Below are 15,822 nucleotides of genomic sequence, written 5' to 3'. Positions count from 1 at the left end.
CGCGTTCGAGCCGGCAGGAGGTACTGCCGCACGTCCCGCAAGGGGAGCCCGGCGCGCCGCGGCGGCCGCCGGCGCGCCGCGCCGCCGTCCCGCCTCGGGAAGCCGCCGGGCCGCGGGGGCAGCCCGGGCGAAGGCTGTCTCACGCCGCGCGGGCCATCGAGCGTCGGGCCGTCCCGCGTCCCGGAAGCGATCCGGCAAAAGGGGCCGCCGCTAGGCCGGCCGCAAGGCCGGCGCCGCGACGCTTTCGATGGCCAGGACACTGCGTGTCGGCACGCGCGGAAGCCGGCTGAGCCTGCGGCAGACGCAGATCTTCGCCGACGCCCTTCGGGCGCGCGAGCCCGCGGTCGCCGTCGAGACGGTCATCATTCACTCCGCGGGAGATCGCGCTTCCGACGTGCCCCTCGAGCAGCTCGAGGGCATCGGCTTCTTTGCCAAAGAGCTCGAGGCGGCGGTCGCCGGGCGCCGGTGCGACGTCGCGGTGCACAGTGCGAAAGACCTCCCGACGGCGCTGCATCCGGGCCTCTGCCTCGGCGCGGTGATGACCCGCGCCGATCCGCGCGACGTGCTCGTCTCGCGCCGCGGAGAATCCCTCGCCGGCCTGCCCGCCGGCGCGCGGGTCGCGACGAGCAGTCTCCGGCGCGCCGCGCAGCTGCGGGCCCGCCGTCCGGATCTCGTCATCGTGTCGATCCGCGGGAACCTCGATACGCGCCTGCAGAAGCTCGACCGCGGGGACGCGGACGCGCTCTGCATCGCCGCCGCCGGACTGGTGCGGATGGGGTGGGAGGACCGGGTCTCGGAATGGCTCGAGCCCGATGTGATGCTGCCCGCACCGGCGCAGGGGGCGCTGGCCGTGGAGGCGCGCCGTGACGACCCGGCCGTCCTCGACCTCGTGCGCCTGGTCGACGATTCTGCGGCCCACGAGGCCGTGACCGCGGAGCGCGCCTTCGTCGCCCGGCTCGGCAGCGGATGCCGCGCGCCGGCCGGCGCGCTCGCGACGGTCGACCGCGACCGCGTCATTCTGGAAGGCCTGCTGGCGACCGAGGACGGACGCGTCGTCCGCCGGCACCGTGCGACGGCGCCGGTCGGCGCGGCGCGGTGGCTCGGTCTCTCTGTGGCGGATCGCGTGTTCGCCGACTCGCCCGACATCACCGGCGACCGGGCGGCGTCCCCCGCGCGGGAGCCCGTCAGGCAGATGCCGTGAGCGGCGCGCTCGGCGGCCGCCGGATCGTGGTCACCCGGCCCCGCGAGGACGGCCGGCTGCGGCGGCTCCTCGAGGCCGAGGGCGCCGAGGTCCTCGAATTTCCGACGATCCGGATCGTGCCCGCCGCCGATTACGCACCGCTCGACGCCGCGCTGCGGCGGATCGGCGACTACGGCTGGGTCGTGTTCACGAGCCGGAACGGCGTCGCCGCCGTCATCGAGCGGCTGACCGCCCTCGGCGCGACGGCCCAGGCGCTCGGCGGCGCGCGTCTCGCGGTCATCGGGCCCGGCACCGACGAAGCGCTCCGCGACCACGGCCTGCGGGCGGTCCTGTCACCCGGGGAGTTCCGCGCCGAGGCGCTCGTCGCGGCGTTCGGCCGCCACGATCTACGCGGCGTGCACATCCTGCTGCCGCGCGCGGCCGTCGCGCGCGACGTGCTGCCGGAAGGGCTCCGCGCGCTCGGCGCCGCGGTGGACGTCGTGTCGGCGTACCGCACCGAGGCGGACGACGCGCCCGCGCCGGCGGTGCTCGAGGCCGTCCGCGCGGGGCGCATCGACGCGATGACGTTCACGAGCTCGTCCACGGTACGCTATTTTCTGCAGCTCGCCGGTCCGGACGTGCGCCGGGCGCTCGGGGGGGTGCTCGTGGCGTGCATCGGTCCGGTCACGGCCGCGACGGCGCGCGCGGCGGGCCTGCGCGTCGGCGTGGTTGCGACGACCTACACGCTGGCCGGCCTCGTCGACGCGCTGCGCGCCGCCCTCAGCCCGCGCCCGGGGCCCGCCGTGACTTCCGGAGGACGGTGAGCGGCATGGGGTTTCCCGATCGGCGGTTCCGGCGCCTCCGGCGCACCGAGCGCCTTCGCGAGATGGTGCGCGAGACGGCGCTCGCCCCGGCGGACTTCATCGCGCCGCTGTTCGTAAAGGAGGGCCAGTCGCGGCCCGCGCCGATCGCGGCGATGCCGGGACAGCTCCAGCACACGATGACGAGCGTCGTCGAAGAGTGCGGCGCCCTGGCCGAGGCGGGCGTGCCCGCGGTGATGTTATTCGGGATTCCCGCGCGCAAGGATGAGGCCGGGACCCCCGCGTGGGACGCCGAAGGGATCGTCCAGCAGACGCTGCGCCGGCTGCGCGGCGAGCTCGCCGACCGGCTCGTGCTCATTCCCGACCTGTGCCTCTGCGAGTACACCTCACACGGACACTGCGGCGTCGTCCGGGACGGCGCCGTCGACAACGACGCGACCCTCGAGGCCTACGCGCGGATCGCGCTGTCGTACGCGGACGCGGGAGCGGATCTCGTCGCGCCGTCCGGCATGATGGACGGCCAGGTCGGGACGGTTCGCCGCGCGCTCGACGCCGCGGGCCGCGCCGATGTGGGGGTGCTCGCCTACGCGGCCAAGTACGCGTCCGCGTTTTTCGAGCCGTTCCGGCACGCCGCGGAAAGCGCGCCGCGCTTCGGCGACCGGCGCGCCTACCAGCTCGACCCGGCCAACGCCGCGGAGGCGCTCCGCGAGGTCCAAAGCGACATCGAGGAGGGCGCGGACATCGTGATGGTCAAGCCCGCGCTGCCCTACCTCGACGTGCTCAGCCGGGTCAAAGCGACGTTTGGGATGCCGACGGCCGCGTATCACGTGAGCGGCGAGTACGCGATGTTGAAGGCCGCGGCCGCGAACGGCTGGCTCGACGAGACCCAGGCGATGTTCGAAGTGCTGACGGCGATTCGCCGGGCCGGCGCCGATCTGATTCTCACGTACTTCGCCCGCCCCGCCGCGGAACGTCTGCGACGAGGCTAGCGACGACGCCGGCATCTCGTCGCGGGCGCGTCCAGGCGATCCCCGGCGGGTGGCGCCCCGAACGCGGCTGATCCCGGCGGGGCATAGCCGGCGTCCCGCCGTCGTTGCACCCCTTAGCCTATGACCGAGACACCGAGACCGCCGCGCGCCGTCGTTGTGATGCCGCTCTACAACGAGGCGGCGACGCTCGCCGAGGTGCTGGACGAGGTGCGCCGCCACACGGCCGCGCGCATCGTCGTCGTCAACGACGGCTCGACCGACGGCTCGGCGGCAATCCTCGCCGCGGCGGAAGCGCGCCTCGCGGACGTCCACGTGCTGACGCACGCGGTGAATGAAGGCTACGGCCAGTCGCTGATCGATGGGTTTCGCTACGCGGTCGACGGCGAGTTCGACATCGCCGTCACGATCGACTGCGACCGCCAGCACGAGCCGCGGCTGATCCCGGAGTTTCTCGCGGCGGCACGCCGGTTTGACATCGTTTCCGGCAGCCGCTATCATCCGGAGGCGCCGGGGGCCCAGGATGATCCCGCGCCGCCGGACCGGCAGCGGCTCAACGAAGAGATCACGCGGATCGTCAACGAGCTCACGGGCTTCCGGCTTACCGACGCGTGGTGCGGGTTCAAAGCGTACCGCGTCACGGGTCTGGCGCGCATGCGTCTCGACGAGCCAAGCTACGGGCTGCCGCTGCAGGTGTGGCTGCAGGCCGCGCGGCTCGGGCTCACGGTTGCGGAAATCCCGGTGCCGCGCATCTACAAGAATCCGGAGCGGCGGTTCTGGGGCGGGCTCGACGACCCGCAGGCGCGGCGCACCTACTATCTCACGATCATCGACCGGGAGGTCAGCCGGTGGCGAACGTCCTCGTAATCGGCGCGCACCCGGACGACGCCGAGATCGGGATGGGCGGGACGGTCGCATCACTCGTGGCCCGCGGCGAGACCGTCACGCTGCTCGATCTGACGGACGGCGAGCCGACGCCGATGGGATCGCCGGAGCGCCGGCGCGCCGAGAGCGGGGCCGCCGCCCGCCTTCTCGGCGTCGAGCGCCGGATCACGCTGCCGCTGCCGAACCGGTACCTCATGGACACGGTGGAGAATCGCGTGGCGGTGGCCGAGGTGATCCGCGAGGTCCGGCCGGACCTGCTGTGCATTCCCTACTGGGTGGACGCCCATCCGGATCATCTGGCGGCGGAACGTCTCGGCGAGGCGGCCCGCTTCTACGCCAAGCTGACGCGGACCGACATGCGCGGGGCGCCGCATTATCCGGACCGCATTGTGCACTACTTCTGTACGCACTACCGGCTGCAGGTCGTCCCCGCGTTTATCGTCGACATCTCCGAGCACATCGAACGCAAACTCGAGGCCGTGGCATGCTACCGCTCGCAGTTCAACGAGGAGCGCAACAACCTCGGCATCCTCGACACGATCCGGTCCGTCGCCGCGTATTGGGGCAGCCGGATCCGCCGCCCGTACGGCGAGCCGTTCGCGACCAAAGAGCCGATCGGCGTGGCGAGCCTCGGGGACGTGCTGTGAGCCCGTCCGCGCGGGGCGGCCCGGCCCCGGACTCCCCGGCAGTGGAGACGGACTACGCGATCCCGGAGCGCTCCGGCGAGACCCTGATCGTCCCGCCTCCGGAGCGCCTGCCGTCGCTGGTCAAGGTGCACGATCCGGGCGCCGGCGGGGCCGTCCTCGGCGTGCCGCTGCGCGACTTTCGCCGGCGGACCCGGGAGCGCGCAGCGAAGCTCGTGGGGGCGCCGGACGCGGACCGGCCGTTCGTCCTGATGGGACACCAGCCGGTCTTCTTTCACCCGGGCGTCTGGATCAAGTACTTCTTGTTGAGCAAGGTGTGCGGAATCAACGGGGCGGCCGGCATTCACTGCGTCGTCGACTCGGACGCGACGGGCGCGATTTCCGCGAGCGTGCCCACGGGACGCGACGGCCTCGGGCGGGCGACCCGGACGCTGGTCCCGCTCGCCGATGACGTGCCGCTCGAGTCGGCAGCCGTGCCCCCGCCGGATGCGTGGGCCGGGTTCGCGGCCGCGGTGCGCGGCGACCTCGAGACCCTCGGGATGCCCGACCTGCTCGACCGGTTCGCCGCGTTCGCGGCCGCCGAGCCGGCGGTCCGCCGGAGCGCCGCAACGCTGGCCGCGTATCTCGACGGTCTGCGGCGGGCGTACGAGGCTCGGGCCGGCGCGCCGCGGTATCTCGACATGAACGTGTCAACGCTCGCGTCCACGCCGGAGTTTGAGGCGTTCGCGCTGCACCTCTTGCAGGACCCGCGCGGACTGCGCGACGCCTACAACGGCTGCCTGGACGACTACCGGCGCGCGCACCGCGTGCGCTCCGCCGCCAATCCGTTCCCGAACCTCGTCGAGGCCGGCGGCCGAACGGAGACGCCGTTTTGGATTCTCCACGGCGGCCGCCGGATGGACTTGTACGCCTCGCGCGAGGGCGGCCGCCTGGTGCTCGGTTCCGCGGAGCGTCCGCTGGCGACGATTCCGGCCGGTCCCGGCGGTGTCGAGATGTTCGCCGGTTCGGGCGTGGCGGTGCGGCCCAAGGCGCTCATGCTCACGCTGTTTACGCGGCTGTGCCTCGGCGATCTCTTCATCCACGGCGTCGGCGGAGGCCGGTACGACCGCGTGACGGATCCGCTCGCGCAGCGGCTGTTCACCGCGGGGCTCGCGCCCTACGCGGTCGCCACCGCGACGCTGCACCTGCCGCTCGGCGGGGAGCGCGATCCCGCGCGGGAGCGCCACACGCTCGAGCGCCGCCTCATGGATCTCCGGCACAACCCCGACCGGCACCTTGCCGCGGCCGGGGAGGCGGAGCGGCACCTCGTCGACGAGAAATGGCGGTTGATTCGCGAGGTCGAGACGATGCGCCCGGGCCGCGAGCGGCGCGCGGCGACGCAGCGGATCCGGGAAACGAACGCCCTGCTGGCCAGGACGCTAGCGCCCGAGATCGCCCGCGCCGAAGCGCAGCTCGCGGCCCTCAACGCCCAGCCGCCGGCCGAGGACGTGGTCGAGTTCCGCGGCTACCCGTTCTTCCTGTTCGACCCGAACGAGGTCGCGGCGCTCGTGCCGGATCTCGGCCGTTCTTGACGCGCGCGCGAACGTGAAGGCCGCCGCCGAGGACTCCGCCGCCGCGTCGGCCTCCCCGGCGGCCCACGCGGCGGTCGCCGCCCGCGACGTCTGGCGCGGCTTCGGCCGCGAGCGGGTGCTGCGGGGCGTCTCCCTGGAAGTCCCCGCCGGCGGCGCCCTCGCCGTCTTCGGGCCGAACGGCTCCGGTAAGTCGACGCTCCTGCGCGCGCTCGCCGGACTGCTGCGCCCCCAGCGGGGGACCGTCCTCGTCGGCGGCGAGGAGCTCTTCACCGATCCGCGCGCGCGGCGCCGCATCGGCTACGTCGGGCACGAGCCGATGCTCTACGGCGGCCTGACGGTGGCCGAAAATCTCCGCCTGTTCGCGGCGCTGTACGATCTCGCCGCGCCGCGCCCCCGGATCGACGAGGTCTGCGCGCTGCTCGGTCTCGCCGGGTACCGCGAGACCGTCGCCGCCCGGCTCTCCCGGGGGCTCAGCCAGCGCGCGGCCGTGGCGCGCGCCATCCTGCATCAGCCGGCCGTCTTGATCCTCGACGAGCCGTTCGCCGGCCTCGATCCGGACGCCGCCTCGCAGCTCGCCGCGCACCTCGACCGGTTTCGCGGGGACGGCGGGACGGTGGTGCTGGCCACGCATCAGTCCGCGGAGGCGGTGCGGATCGGCGGTGAGGCGCGAGTGCTCGGCGGCGGACGCCTCGGCCCGCCGCTCCCGCTCGCCGGTCTCGACGCCGCGGCGGTCGACGCCTGGTATCGCGGGCGATGAGGGCCGCGGCGGCGCTCATCTGGAAAGACGTGCTGGCGGAGCTGCGCACGCGCGAGCTCGTGACGTCGATGAGCCTCGTCGCGTTTCTTGCCCTGGTGGTGCAGGGCGTCGCGGTCGGCAGCGCCCCGGCCCCGGCCGTCACCGCGGCCATTCTCTGGATCACCGTCGTCTTCGCGGCAACGCTCGGCCTGGCGCGCTCGCAGGCGCTGGAGCAGGACCGTCAGGCGTTCTCCGGCGTGCTGCTGTCCCCGGTGGGCCGCGGCACGCTGTTCCTGGCCAAGGCCGCCGCGAATCTGCTGCTCACCCTCCTGGTCATGGCCGTGATCGTGCTCGCGGAGACGGTGCTCGTCACGCCGGATCTCGGCCGGCGGATCGCCGGGGTGGCACTCCCGCTCGGACTCGGCGGCGTGGGGTTTGCGGCGACGGGCACGCTGCTCGGGGCGATGGCGGCGGCGACGCGTCTGCGCGAGGTCCTGCTTCCGATTCTCCTGGTGCCGGTCACCCTGCCCGCGATCGTGGTCTCGCTGTCCGGCGTGAGCGCGGCGCTCGAAGGCGCGCCGTTTGGCGCGATCCTCGGGCCCGCCGGCTTTCTCGCGGCGTTCGACGTGATCGTGCTGGTGCTGGGCGTGTGGCTGTTCGAATACGTCGTCGACGAGTGAGGGACGGGGGCGGGCCGGCCGTTATCCGGGAACCGCGACAGTGATCTGGGTTCCCCCGCGGGGACTCGTGCGGATGTCCAGGCTTCCATCCAGGAGATGGGCCCGCTCCCGCATCCCGAGCAGGCCGAAATGTCCGTCGGCGGCCAATCCACGGTTCCCGTCGAGGACGAAGCCGGCGCCGTCGTCTATGACGCGCAGCCGTACCTGACCGGCGTCGAATCCCAGATCGACGTGCAGACGGGTCGCCCGGGCGTGCCGCTCCGCGTTCCGGACGGCCTCCTGCGCGATGCGGAACAGGCCGACCTCCGTCTCGGCGGAAAGCCGGCGCGCGGCGCCGTGTACACGAAACTCGCCGGTTGCGCCGGTCTCTTGCCGGTAGCGGCCGACGATTTGCTCGATAGCGGCCGCCAGTCCCAGATCATCCAGCACCGCGGGACGCAGCGCGCGAATCCGCTCCCTGAGCTCCTGTACGATGCGCTCGGCGGAGTCGCGGGCGTCCCGCACGCTGGCCGTCGCGTCCGCTCCGTGCGCCCTCATCGCGTGGTTCAACTCGTCGAGCTGCCTGCAGTGGATCATCAACTCCTGGATGGTCTCGTCGTGCAGGTCGTGGGCCAGCCGCCGGCGTTCATCTTCCTGTCCGCGTACGACGGCGCGCGCGTACAGTCGAAGGGCGGCCCGCGCCGCGGCTTCTCGGTCCACCCAATACGCCACGTACATGCCGGCGCCGACGATGGCGGCGAGGAGAAACATCTGTTCGAGTTCCGGCGCTCCACGATGCTGAACCAGCATGATCGGCACATCTACGACCACGCACCAGACGGCGGTGATGGTGGCCCGCCAGAAATCGAACGCAACGGCGGCGTACGTCACCGGAATGAAGAACAGGGTGACGATGACGACGCTCACCGCGGCGTTCTGCGCGAGGAGAACGTCAGCCGCGAAGTCCGCCGCCGCGATGAGCAGAACCAATGCCTGGATCGTCCAGAATCGGCAGTCCCGGATTGGCACCCGCAACCGGTCGCAAACGGCTGCCGGCGCCGGAGCGGCTGCGGCGCCGGCGGTCATGGCGTGCCGCCGGCGTTTGGATCCGGCGTGCTGTCGGTGTGCAGCAGGTGGCGGGTCAGCGCAAGCGTCACGGCCTCGGTGCGAGACGACACCCCGAGTTTGGCGAAGATGTGCTCGAGGTGCGTTTCGATGGTTCGCGTGCTGAGCCCGAGCCGTTCGGCGACCTCCTTGTTGTGGAGGCCCTGCGCGACCAGATCCAGCACCTCCACTTCTCGCGAGGTGATCGTGGTGACCCCCGGCCTGGCCGGATCGGTGGACTGCGCCCAGTAGCGCGCCACCTTGCGGGCGATCACCGGGTGCAGCACCGGCATACCCCGGCTGACCGTCCGCACGGCCTCGGCGAGCTCGGCACCGGAGACGCTCTTCAGCAGGTAGCCGAGCGCCCCCGCGTTCATGAGCGCCGCGACGTACCCGTCGTCGTCATAGGCGGTCAACACGAGCACGTGGGTATCGGAAGCCATATGGACGATTCGGCGTGTGGCCTCCACGCCGTTCAGCCCCGGAAGCCGGATATCGAGAATGACGACGTCGGGCCGCAGCACGTCCGCGAGTTGGACGGCCTCCGTCCCGTCCGCGGCCTCGCCGACAACGCGGATGTCGGGAAGCGCTTCCAGAATGCGGCGGGTCCCTTCGCGGAATACGGGGTGGTCGTCCACGACGAGCACGCGAATAAGCGCCGTCCCAGACCGGGTCTGCACGGGCCTCACCTGCGCCTATCGTAAAGGCTCATCCCCGAGCCCGGTATCGGATGCACCACCGATACCGTCCTCGGGTCTCCGCCCGAACATCGGGCCGGGGATTGCCTCCGCATTTTTCCGGATGCGGCCTCCGTAATTCCACGGATGGAGCGAATCGTTGGCTTTCCTATCATCTTCACCATGATGCGCCTCGTGATGCAACCGTCACCGAAGTGTACGCCGCCGGACCGAGCAGTACGTCCCTGGGCCGCCCGCCGCGCGGCTTTTCTTGGGGCTCTCGCGATCGCGCTGGCGGCGTGGTGGATCCCCCCCGCGGAGGCGCTGCCGAGCTTCTCGGGCCAGACGGGCGCGCCGTGCAGCGCCTGTCACCTCGGAGGGTTTGGGCCGCTGCTCACGCCGTTCGGGATCTCGTTCAAACTGAACGGCTACACGATGGGCGGCGGCAGCGGGCCGTGGTCGCACATGCCGTTCAACGTTCAGTTCAATCCGTCGTTCGTCAACCTGGGCAAAGATCGGCCGACGGCGCCCACGAACTATGGGCCCAACAACTTCGTGACGCCGGGGTGCGCGTCGTTTCTCTTCGCGGCGGGGCGCACGTTTGACAAGGACTCGTGGGGCATCGGCGGCATCGGCAAGATGTGGATGAGCCTTCCCACCGGCCCCGGCAACATCAAGTTCTCCGAAGCTCCCTCCGACTTCAAGTTCACGAGGCCGATCACGGTGGGCGGGAAGCCGCTGCTGCTCGGCCTGGATCTGAACAACAAGGCGACCATGGGCGACCCCTGGGACGACGCGCTGTACGGCTACAGTTTCCCGCTGAGCTTCCTCGGCACGAACGCCGTGAGCGGCAATGCGAGCGTGATGCTCAGCTCGCTCGGCACGTCCAACTTCGGGGCCAGCGTCTACGCGTTCTGGAACAACAGCCTGTACGTGCAGGCCGGGATCATTCAGACGTTTGCCCCGTACACGATCACCACGCTCGGGAAGACATCGCCGCCGACCATCGGGTTTGTCAACGGCAACGCGCCGTACTTCCGCGTCGCCTGGCAGCGCACGTGGGGGACCCAGTACCTGGAGGTTGGCGCGCTGTACCTGGACGCGCCCCTCAACCAGATTCCGGGTATCGCGAACCCAGCGTCGCAAAACGAGTTCCGCGACTACGGCCTCGATCTGACCTACAACCGGACGTTCGGGCGGAACACGCTGACGGTGCTGGCCAACATCCTGCACGAAGACCAGGACCGTACCGCGTCGTTCGGGGCCGGGAAGACGTCGAATCCGAGCGACTTCCTGAACCAGTTCCGGGTCGCCGCCCTCTACGACTGGAACGCGACATACGGGGCGGTCCTGGCGTACAACGGGATCTTCGGCAGCACGGACACCAAGCTGTATCCCGGGACGGCGCTGACGGGTAGCGCGGCCCACAGCCCAGAAACCCAGGTGATCATCGGCGAAATCAACTGGGCGCCCAACGGCAACAACACCGGGAAGGGCTTCCCGTGGCTGAACTACCGGGTCGGGCTTCAGTACCGGTACTACCTGGAATTCAACGGCGGGACGACCAACTACGACGGGCACGGCCGCAATGCCGCCGACAACAACGAGCTGCTCCTGTACACCATGTTCTCGTTCTAGACCGGTGGGGCGGGGACCGATCGAGAGGCCGGTGGGACGTTCACCGGCCTCTTCGCGTGGGGCGGGGCCCGCGGCACAGCCGATGTGTGTCTTATCGGTCGAGAGACCGATAAGGGATCGGTGTTTCATCCGATATCGCGCCCGCCGCCACGTCCGTATGATGATTGCCGGTGGCCTTGCCTCACGATGCCATATCTGTGCCGAGGTGATCCTTGAAGCAGCAACAGAAGATCGCACGGGCCGGGCGCGCGCTGCGCTGGGGACTCGTTGTGCTGTCTCTCGTGGCGGCGGGTGCGCTGGTCCTCGGGACGCCGCTGCTGCACGCGGCGACGCATACGGCCGAGATCACGATCACCGCCAACAAGACGGCGAACGGCGGCTTTGCGTTCAACGGCTACCAGCGCGGCGCAATGACGATCACGGTTCCTGCGGGCTGGCAGGTGCTCGTGCGTTTCGAGAACGCCGATACGACGAACCACAGCCTGGCCGTGCTGGCGTCCGGCGCCCACACGCAGGTGGCGCCGCCGTCCAGCCCGGCGTTTGCCGGCGCGACGACCCCGAACTTCGCCGCGGGCAGCGCCAAAGGCCAACAGCTGACCTTCACGTTCGAGGCGAGTAAGCCCGGGACGTACGAGCTCGTGTGCGGCGTGCCGGGGCACGCGATTTCCGGCCAGTGGGACGCGCTCGTCGTATCCGCGACGGCCACCGAACCAAGCGTGACGCCGTCCGGCGCGGCGACCATCACAGTCAAGTAAGACCGTTCCTTCCAACACTCCGGCGGGCGCCGGACAGGGGGAGTAGACTGTGGTTCGCGGTGTTGCGCGTGCGGCGGGTCTGGGAACGCTGGCGGTCGGGCTCGCGATGTTGTGGATCTCACCGGCCGACGCGGTGCCCAGCTTCGCCGGGCAGACAGGCGCTCCGTGCAGCGCCTGTCACGTCGGCGGCTTCGGTCCAGAACTGACACCGTTCGGCATGTCGTTCAAGGTCAACGGCTACACGCTGGGCGGCGGAACCGGTCCCTGGTCGCGCATGCCGTTCAATGTCAACTTCATGCCGAGCTATACCGGCCTCGCCAAGGATCGGCCGACGGCGCCGGTCGGATACGGCGCCAACAACTTCGTCACCCCGGGCTGCGCCAATTTCATCATCGCGACCGGCCGCACCTACGGCAAGGGGGCGTGGGGCGCTGGCGTGCTCGAAAAGATCTACATCAACCTGGGCGACGGCCTCGTCGCGCGGCGGCCCACCTACATCGGGCAGGGGCCGTCGGACCTCAAACTCACCAAGCCGATCGCGCTGAAGGGCGGCCACTCGCTCCTGCTGGGATTCGACCTGAACAACAAGACGACCCAGGGCGATCCGTACGACAACGCCCTCTACGGAAGCCGGGACTCCGGCGACGGGGCCCGATACTTCTTTCCGTACTTCGGGCCCACCAACGCCGTCGCGCCGATCGCGCGGCCCATCATCAACTCGCTCGGCTCGAACGTGGTCGGGGCCAGCCTCTACGCGTTCTTCGACAACAGCATTTACGCGCAGATCGGAGAGTACCAGACCTACAGCACGGACGATCTGACGCTGCTCGGCCGGAGCAATCCCGCCGTCGGGTTTATCAACGGCAGCGCGCCTTACTTCCGGCTCGCCTGGCAGCGCACGTGGGCGACGAATTTTCTCGAGGTCGGCGCGCTGTACTTCGACGCGCCGTTGAACAAGGTCTCCGGCATCGCCAACCCGCTTGCGCAAAATGAGTATCGCGACTGGGGTGTCGATCTCATTTACCAGCGCACCTTCGGCGCCAATACGCTGGCCGTGACCGCGAACTATCTGCATGAGGACCAGGACCGCACCGCGTCGTTCAACGCGGGCAAGACGTCGAACCGGTCGGACACCCTCAACCAGTTCCGCGTTGCCGCGGCATACTACTGGAACAACACGTACGGGGCCACCTTGGCCTACAATGCAATCTCCGGCAGCTCCGACACGAAGCTCTACCCGACCGGGAGCCTCACCGGCAGCGCGGCGCACAGCCCCGATACGCAGTCGATCATCGCGGAGGTCAACTGGACGCCGTTCGCCAACAACACCGGCAAGGGGTTCCCCTGGTACAACGTCCGCGTCGGGCTCCAATACCAGTATTTCTTGGAATTCAACGGCGGCACGACGAACTACGACGGCAAGGGGCGCAACGCCGGCGACAACGACATGCTGCTCTTCTACACGTGGTGGTCGTTCTAGCGGCGCAGAACATCGGTCGTAGCCGGGGAGCCAGTCGCCAGTCGACTGGCTCCTCACTATAAGAGGGCGCTTGCCCGGGGGGGGACGGCGATGCACGGAGTTCGATGGATCGTGATGGCACTCCTGACCGTCTTGGCGGTGGGGCCCGGGATGCCTGGGGCGCAGGCGGCCGCGGAGCCGTCGATTACGCTGTCACCCGTGCACGGCCTGCCCGGCACGGCGGTCCGGCTGACGGGCATCGGCTTCTCGCCCGGCGCGCAGCTGGCGATCGGGTGGCTGTCCGAAGACGGGAAGTTTCGCACCAACGCCGCGAAAGGCATGGTGACGTACTCCGGCGTCGACTACCAACCGGCGCCGGTGCTCCTCGGCCGGGCCGTGGCGGATGCGCAGGGCCGGGTGGCCGTCGGGTTCACGGCGCCCGAGGATCTCTGGGGCCCGCATCAGGTCGCGGCCGTCCTCGACGGCCGCCAGATCGCCCAGTCGGACTTCCACGTGGACTTCGGCGCGACGATGACGCCGACGAGCGGGCCGGTCGGGACGCCGATCGACGTCGCCGTGCACGGGATGGCCCCGGCGCCCTGGAGCACGTCGGCGATCCGCTACGACAACCGTTACCTCGGATTCGTGTCCGCGGTGACGACGCGAGGCGCAGCGCATGCGCGCTTCCGGGCCGCCGGCGGTCCGGGCCCGCACGTGGTTCAATTTGACGTCGCCTCGGCCGGCACGCCGTATCTCAATCCGCAGCAGGGGGCCGGATGCACGATCCTTCATCTCTGCATCGACCGGACCTGGACGTTTACCGTCACGGCCGGCGGCGCCGTTCCGCCGAACCGCCTGGACTGGCCGGCGCCGGCGCGCGTGGCCCGGCTGTCTCAGGCCGCCGCGCGCGCGATGGTGCCGACGTCCGACCCGGCGCCCGGCGTGTCGGTCACTGCCACCCCAGGCGCCGGTCCGATTCTCTCGCGGATCGACCTCAGTGCGAAGGGACTGCGCGGGGGCGGCCCGGCGGACGTCGTGTGGGCGACGATGGGAGCCGGCAACCGGATGACCGGGATGTCGCCGGTGATCACCAACAAGCTTGCGACGGCCACCGTCAAGCCCGACGGCTCATTGGCCCAGCGGCTGGCGGTGCCGGACGATTTGGGCGGCTGGCACATGATCCAGCTGGTGCAAGACGGAAAGGTCGTCGCCTCGACGCCGTACTTCGTCCAACGCAGCCTGGTCGCCGTGGCGCCCGCGCGAGTCAAGCCCGGCGAGCGTTTCAAGGTGGAAATCAGGGGCATCGGGTGGACCGAGCTCGACAACGGCGTGGCGGTAACCTACGACAACGCCTATGAGGGCTACGCCTGCGGATTCAACAGCCGGGGCGACGTGACGATTTACCTGACGGCCACGGGCGGGCCCGGGGTGCATCTGATCGATCTCTACCCCATGATCTACGAAGGCAAGGACCGCACGGTCCTGACCTATCAGGTGCCGCACCTGACGGTTCTCGACGACGGTCCGGGGCTCGCGCTCGGGTACGCGCTGCCAATCTTTCGGCTGGCCGTGGTGATAGCGCCGTGACCGCGGCGTCGCCCTCGGCCGGGCGGACGCGGCGTTCGGGACGAGGCGTCCGCGCAGCTCTCATTCTTATAGGGGGCGCACTCGTGGTCGCGGTTGTGCCGGCGGCCCGGGCGAACCCGGCTGCGACGGTCTCCGAGGCCGGGGGGGAATTGCTGCCTGTCACCGGGACGGTCGCGTTCATGGTCGTCGAATCCGACGGCGGCGCGCTGCGCGTAAGCGTGATCCAGCGGCTGGCCACGGAGCCGGATCACGTCATCTTGGGACGAGAGCGGGACCGCCTGCTGTTTCCGCTGCCCGAGGTGGCGCCTCGTCCCCGCCGCGTGGAGCCGGTCGACTTCGTCAGCGGATGGCGCCGCCCACGGGTCGTGAACGGGGTGATCGTGGACGGTGTCCCGCCGCTCTTCGCCGCGGGCGAGATGGCGTACGCCTTTGTCTTCGAGCCGCGCGGCGCCACGGCCACGGTGCGCTGGATCCTGCCGTACGGAGCGAACGACGTGGAGATGCTCCTGCCGGAACGCGGCATCCGCGCGTCGGGAACGGGCCTGCGCGGCGGCGTCGTCACGGAGCGGGGCCGCCGCTACGTCCGGTGGTCGGCCGGACCCGTGCGCCCCGGGGACGCGATCTCGGTCCGTCTCGACGGCCTGGCGGCGTCGGACGGCGGGTGGCCTGAAGTCACCGCGGGCATTCTCGCCGTGGCCCTCGCCTGCGGCCTGGTCGTCGCGCTGCGCCGCCGCCCTGTGGCGGCGCAAACCGGAGGGGAATGGGCGGCATGAGATATCTCGCGCTCGCCGTCGCGACCGTGGTCATGTTCGCGATGGTCGCCCCCGCGTTTGCGCAGCCGTTCGCCGATGTGCCTACGAACCACTGGGCATACGACGCGATCGCTGAGCTCGCGGCGAAGGGCCTGGTCGAGGGATATCCCGACGGGACCTTCAAGGGCGACCGCGCCATGACGCGGTACGAAATGGCGATGGTGGTGGCGCGGTTACTGGCGCGGATCGAGAGCATTCAGATTCCGGCACCGGCGCCGGCGCCACAGGTGACCCGGGCGGATCTGGAAGCGCTGCAGCGGCTGATCAACGAGTTTCGGGCCGAACTGGCGGCGCTGGGCGTACGGGTG

Annotated in this window: 16 protein-coding genes; 14 read left to right on the top strand and 2 right to left on the bottom strand. The window is 70.5% G+C overall.

The features are described from left to right. The first annotated feature begins 247 nt into the window (after window positions 1-247). The 8 genes from hemC (at window position 248) to VKT83_16020 (ending at window position 7,503) form a co-directional block, all read left to right on the top strand. On the top strand, window positions 248-1,201 hold the full coding sequence (gene hemC / locus VKT83_16055; protein HLY23980.1) for a hydroxymethylbilane synthase: 954 nt from the start codon (window positions 248-250) through the stop codon (window positions 1,199-1,201). Next, window positions 1,198-2,004, top strand: a complete 807-nt coding sequence (locus tag VKT83_16050) for a uroporphyrinogen-III synthase (protein HLY23979.1) — start codon at window positions 1,198-1,200, stop codon at window positions 2,002-2,004. The genes hemC and VKT83_16050 overlap by 4 nt, the downstream gene beginning before the upstream one ends. Before the next feature lie 5 nt (window positions 2,005-2,009). Next, window positions 2,010-2,990 carry a porphobilinogen synthase gene (hemB, locus tag VKT83_16045; protein ID HLY23978.1) on the top strand — a complete coding sequence of 327 codons (981 nt, stop codon included), beginning with the start codon at window positions 2,010-2,012 and terminating at the stop codon, window positions 2,988-2,990. A gap of 120 nt (window positions 2,991-3,110) precedes the next feature. Then, a complete protein-coding gene (locus VKT83_16040) occupies window positions 3,111-3,854 on the top strand; it encodes a glycosyltransferase family 2 protein (GenBank protein ID HLY23977.1) in 744 nt (247 codons plus the stop codon). Further along, the gene (bshB1, locus tag VKT83_16035; protein HLY23976.1) at window positions 3,836-4,519 is read left to right on the top strand and encodes a bacillithiol biosynthesis deacetylase BshB1; all 684 of its coding nucleotides are present in this window, start codon (window positions 3,836-3,838) and stop codon (window positions 4,517-4,519) included. Before VKT83_16040 ends, bshB1 begins: the two co-directional genes overlap by 19 nt. A 41-nt stretch (window positions 4,520-4,560) precedes the next feature. After that, window positions 4,561-6,087 (top strand): hypothetical protein, encoded by a 1,527-nt coding sequence (locus tag VKT83_16030; protein HLY23975.1) that lies wholly within the window; start codon window positions 4,561-4,563, stop codon window positions 6,085-6,087. 13 nt (window positions 6,088-6,100) lie between these two features. Continuing rightward, window positions 6,101-6,844, top strand: coding sequence for a heme ABC exporter ATP-binding protein CcmA (ccmA, locus tag VKT83_16025; protein HLY23974.1), 744 nt, complete (start codon window positions 6,101-6,103; stop codon window positions 6,842-6,844). Next, the gene (locus tag VKT83_16020) at window positions 6,841-7,503 is read left to right on the top strand and encodes a heme exporter protein CcmB (GenBank protein HLY23973.1); all 663 of its coding nucleotides are present in this window, start codon (window positions 6,841-6,843) and stop codon (window positions 7,501-7,503) included. The genes ccmA and VKT83_16020 overlap by 4 nt, the downstream gene beginning before the upstream one ends. 21 nt (window positions 7,504-7,524) lie before the next feature. On the opposite strand, the gene VKT83_16015 is transcribed toward VKT83_16020, so the two are convergent. Together VKT83_16015 and VKT83_16010 are read right to left on the bottom strand one after the other, a co-directional pair. Next, window positions 7,525-8,472 (bottom strand): sensor histidine kinase, encoded by a 948-nt coding sequence (locus VKT83_16015; GenBank protein ID HLY23972.1) that lies wholly within the window; start codon window positions 8,470-8,472, stop codon window positions 7,525-7,527. A gap of 92 nt (window positions 8,473-8,564) precedes the next feature. After that, window positions 8,565-9,266, bottom strand: a complete 702-nt coding sequence (locus VKT83_16010) for a response regulator transcription factor (protein ID HLY23971.1) — start codon at window positions 9,264-9,266, stop codon at window positions 8,565-8,567. A 192-nt stretch (window positions 9,267-9,458) separates the two neighbouring features. On the opposite strand from VKT83_16010, the gene VKT83_16005 reads away from it, so the two are divergent. The 6 genes from VKT83_16005 to VKT83_15980 form a co-directional block, all read left to right on the top strand. After that, window positions 9,459-10,901 (top strand): hypothetical protein, encoded by a 1,443-nt coding sequence (locus VKT83_16005; protein ID HLY23970.1) that lies wholly within the window; start codon window positions 9,459-9,461, stop codon window positions 10,899-10,901. A gap of 212 nt (window positions 10,902-11,113) precedes the next feature. Continuing rightward, window positions 11,114-11,656 carry a sulfocyanin-like copper-binding protein gene (locus VKT83_16000; protein ID HLY23969.1) on the top strand — a complete coding sequence of 181 codons (543 nt, stop codon included), beginning with the start codon at window positions 11,114-11,116 and terminating at the stop codon, window positions 11,654-11,656. Window positions 11,657-11,705: 49 nt separating this feature from the next. Next, a complete protein-coding gene (locus tag VKT83_15995) occupies window positions 11,706-13,136 on the top strand; it encodes a hypothetical protein (protein ID HLY23968.1) in 1,431 nt (476 codons plus the stop codon). Between the two features lie 90 nt (window positions 13,137-13,226). Continuing rightward, complete coding sequence (locus VKT83_15990) at window positions 13,227-14,702, top strand: hypothetical protein (GenBank protein ID HLY23967.1); 1,476 nt, start codon at window positions 13,227-13,229, stop codon at window positions 14,700-14,702. A gap of 83 nt (window positions 14,703-14,785) precedes the next feature. Next, a complete protein-coding gene (locus tag VKT83_15985; protein HLY23966.1) occupies window positions 14,786-15,475 on the top strand; it encodes a hypothetical protein in 690 nt (229 codons plus the stop codon). Next, window positions 15,472-15,822 (top strand): S-layer homology domain-containing protein (locus tag VKT83_15980; GenBank protein ID HLY23965.1); only part of this gene is annotated, 351 nt, incomplete at its 3' end. The genes VKT83_15985 and VKT83_15980, both read left to right, overlap by 4 nt.

The organism is bacterium (assembly GCA_035308905.1).
Classification (GTDB): domain Bacteria; phylum Sysuimicrobiota; class Sysuimicrobiia; order Sysuimicrobiales; family Segetimicrobiaceae; genus DASSJF01.
Note: the sequence above shows the minus strand (reverse complement) of the source record. Positions and strands in the feature narration are given on the sequence as shown.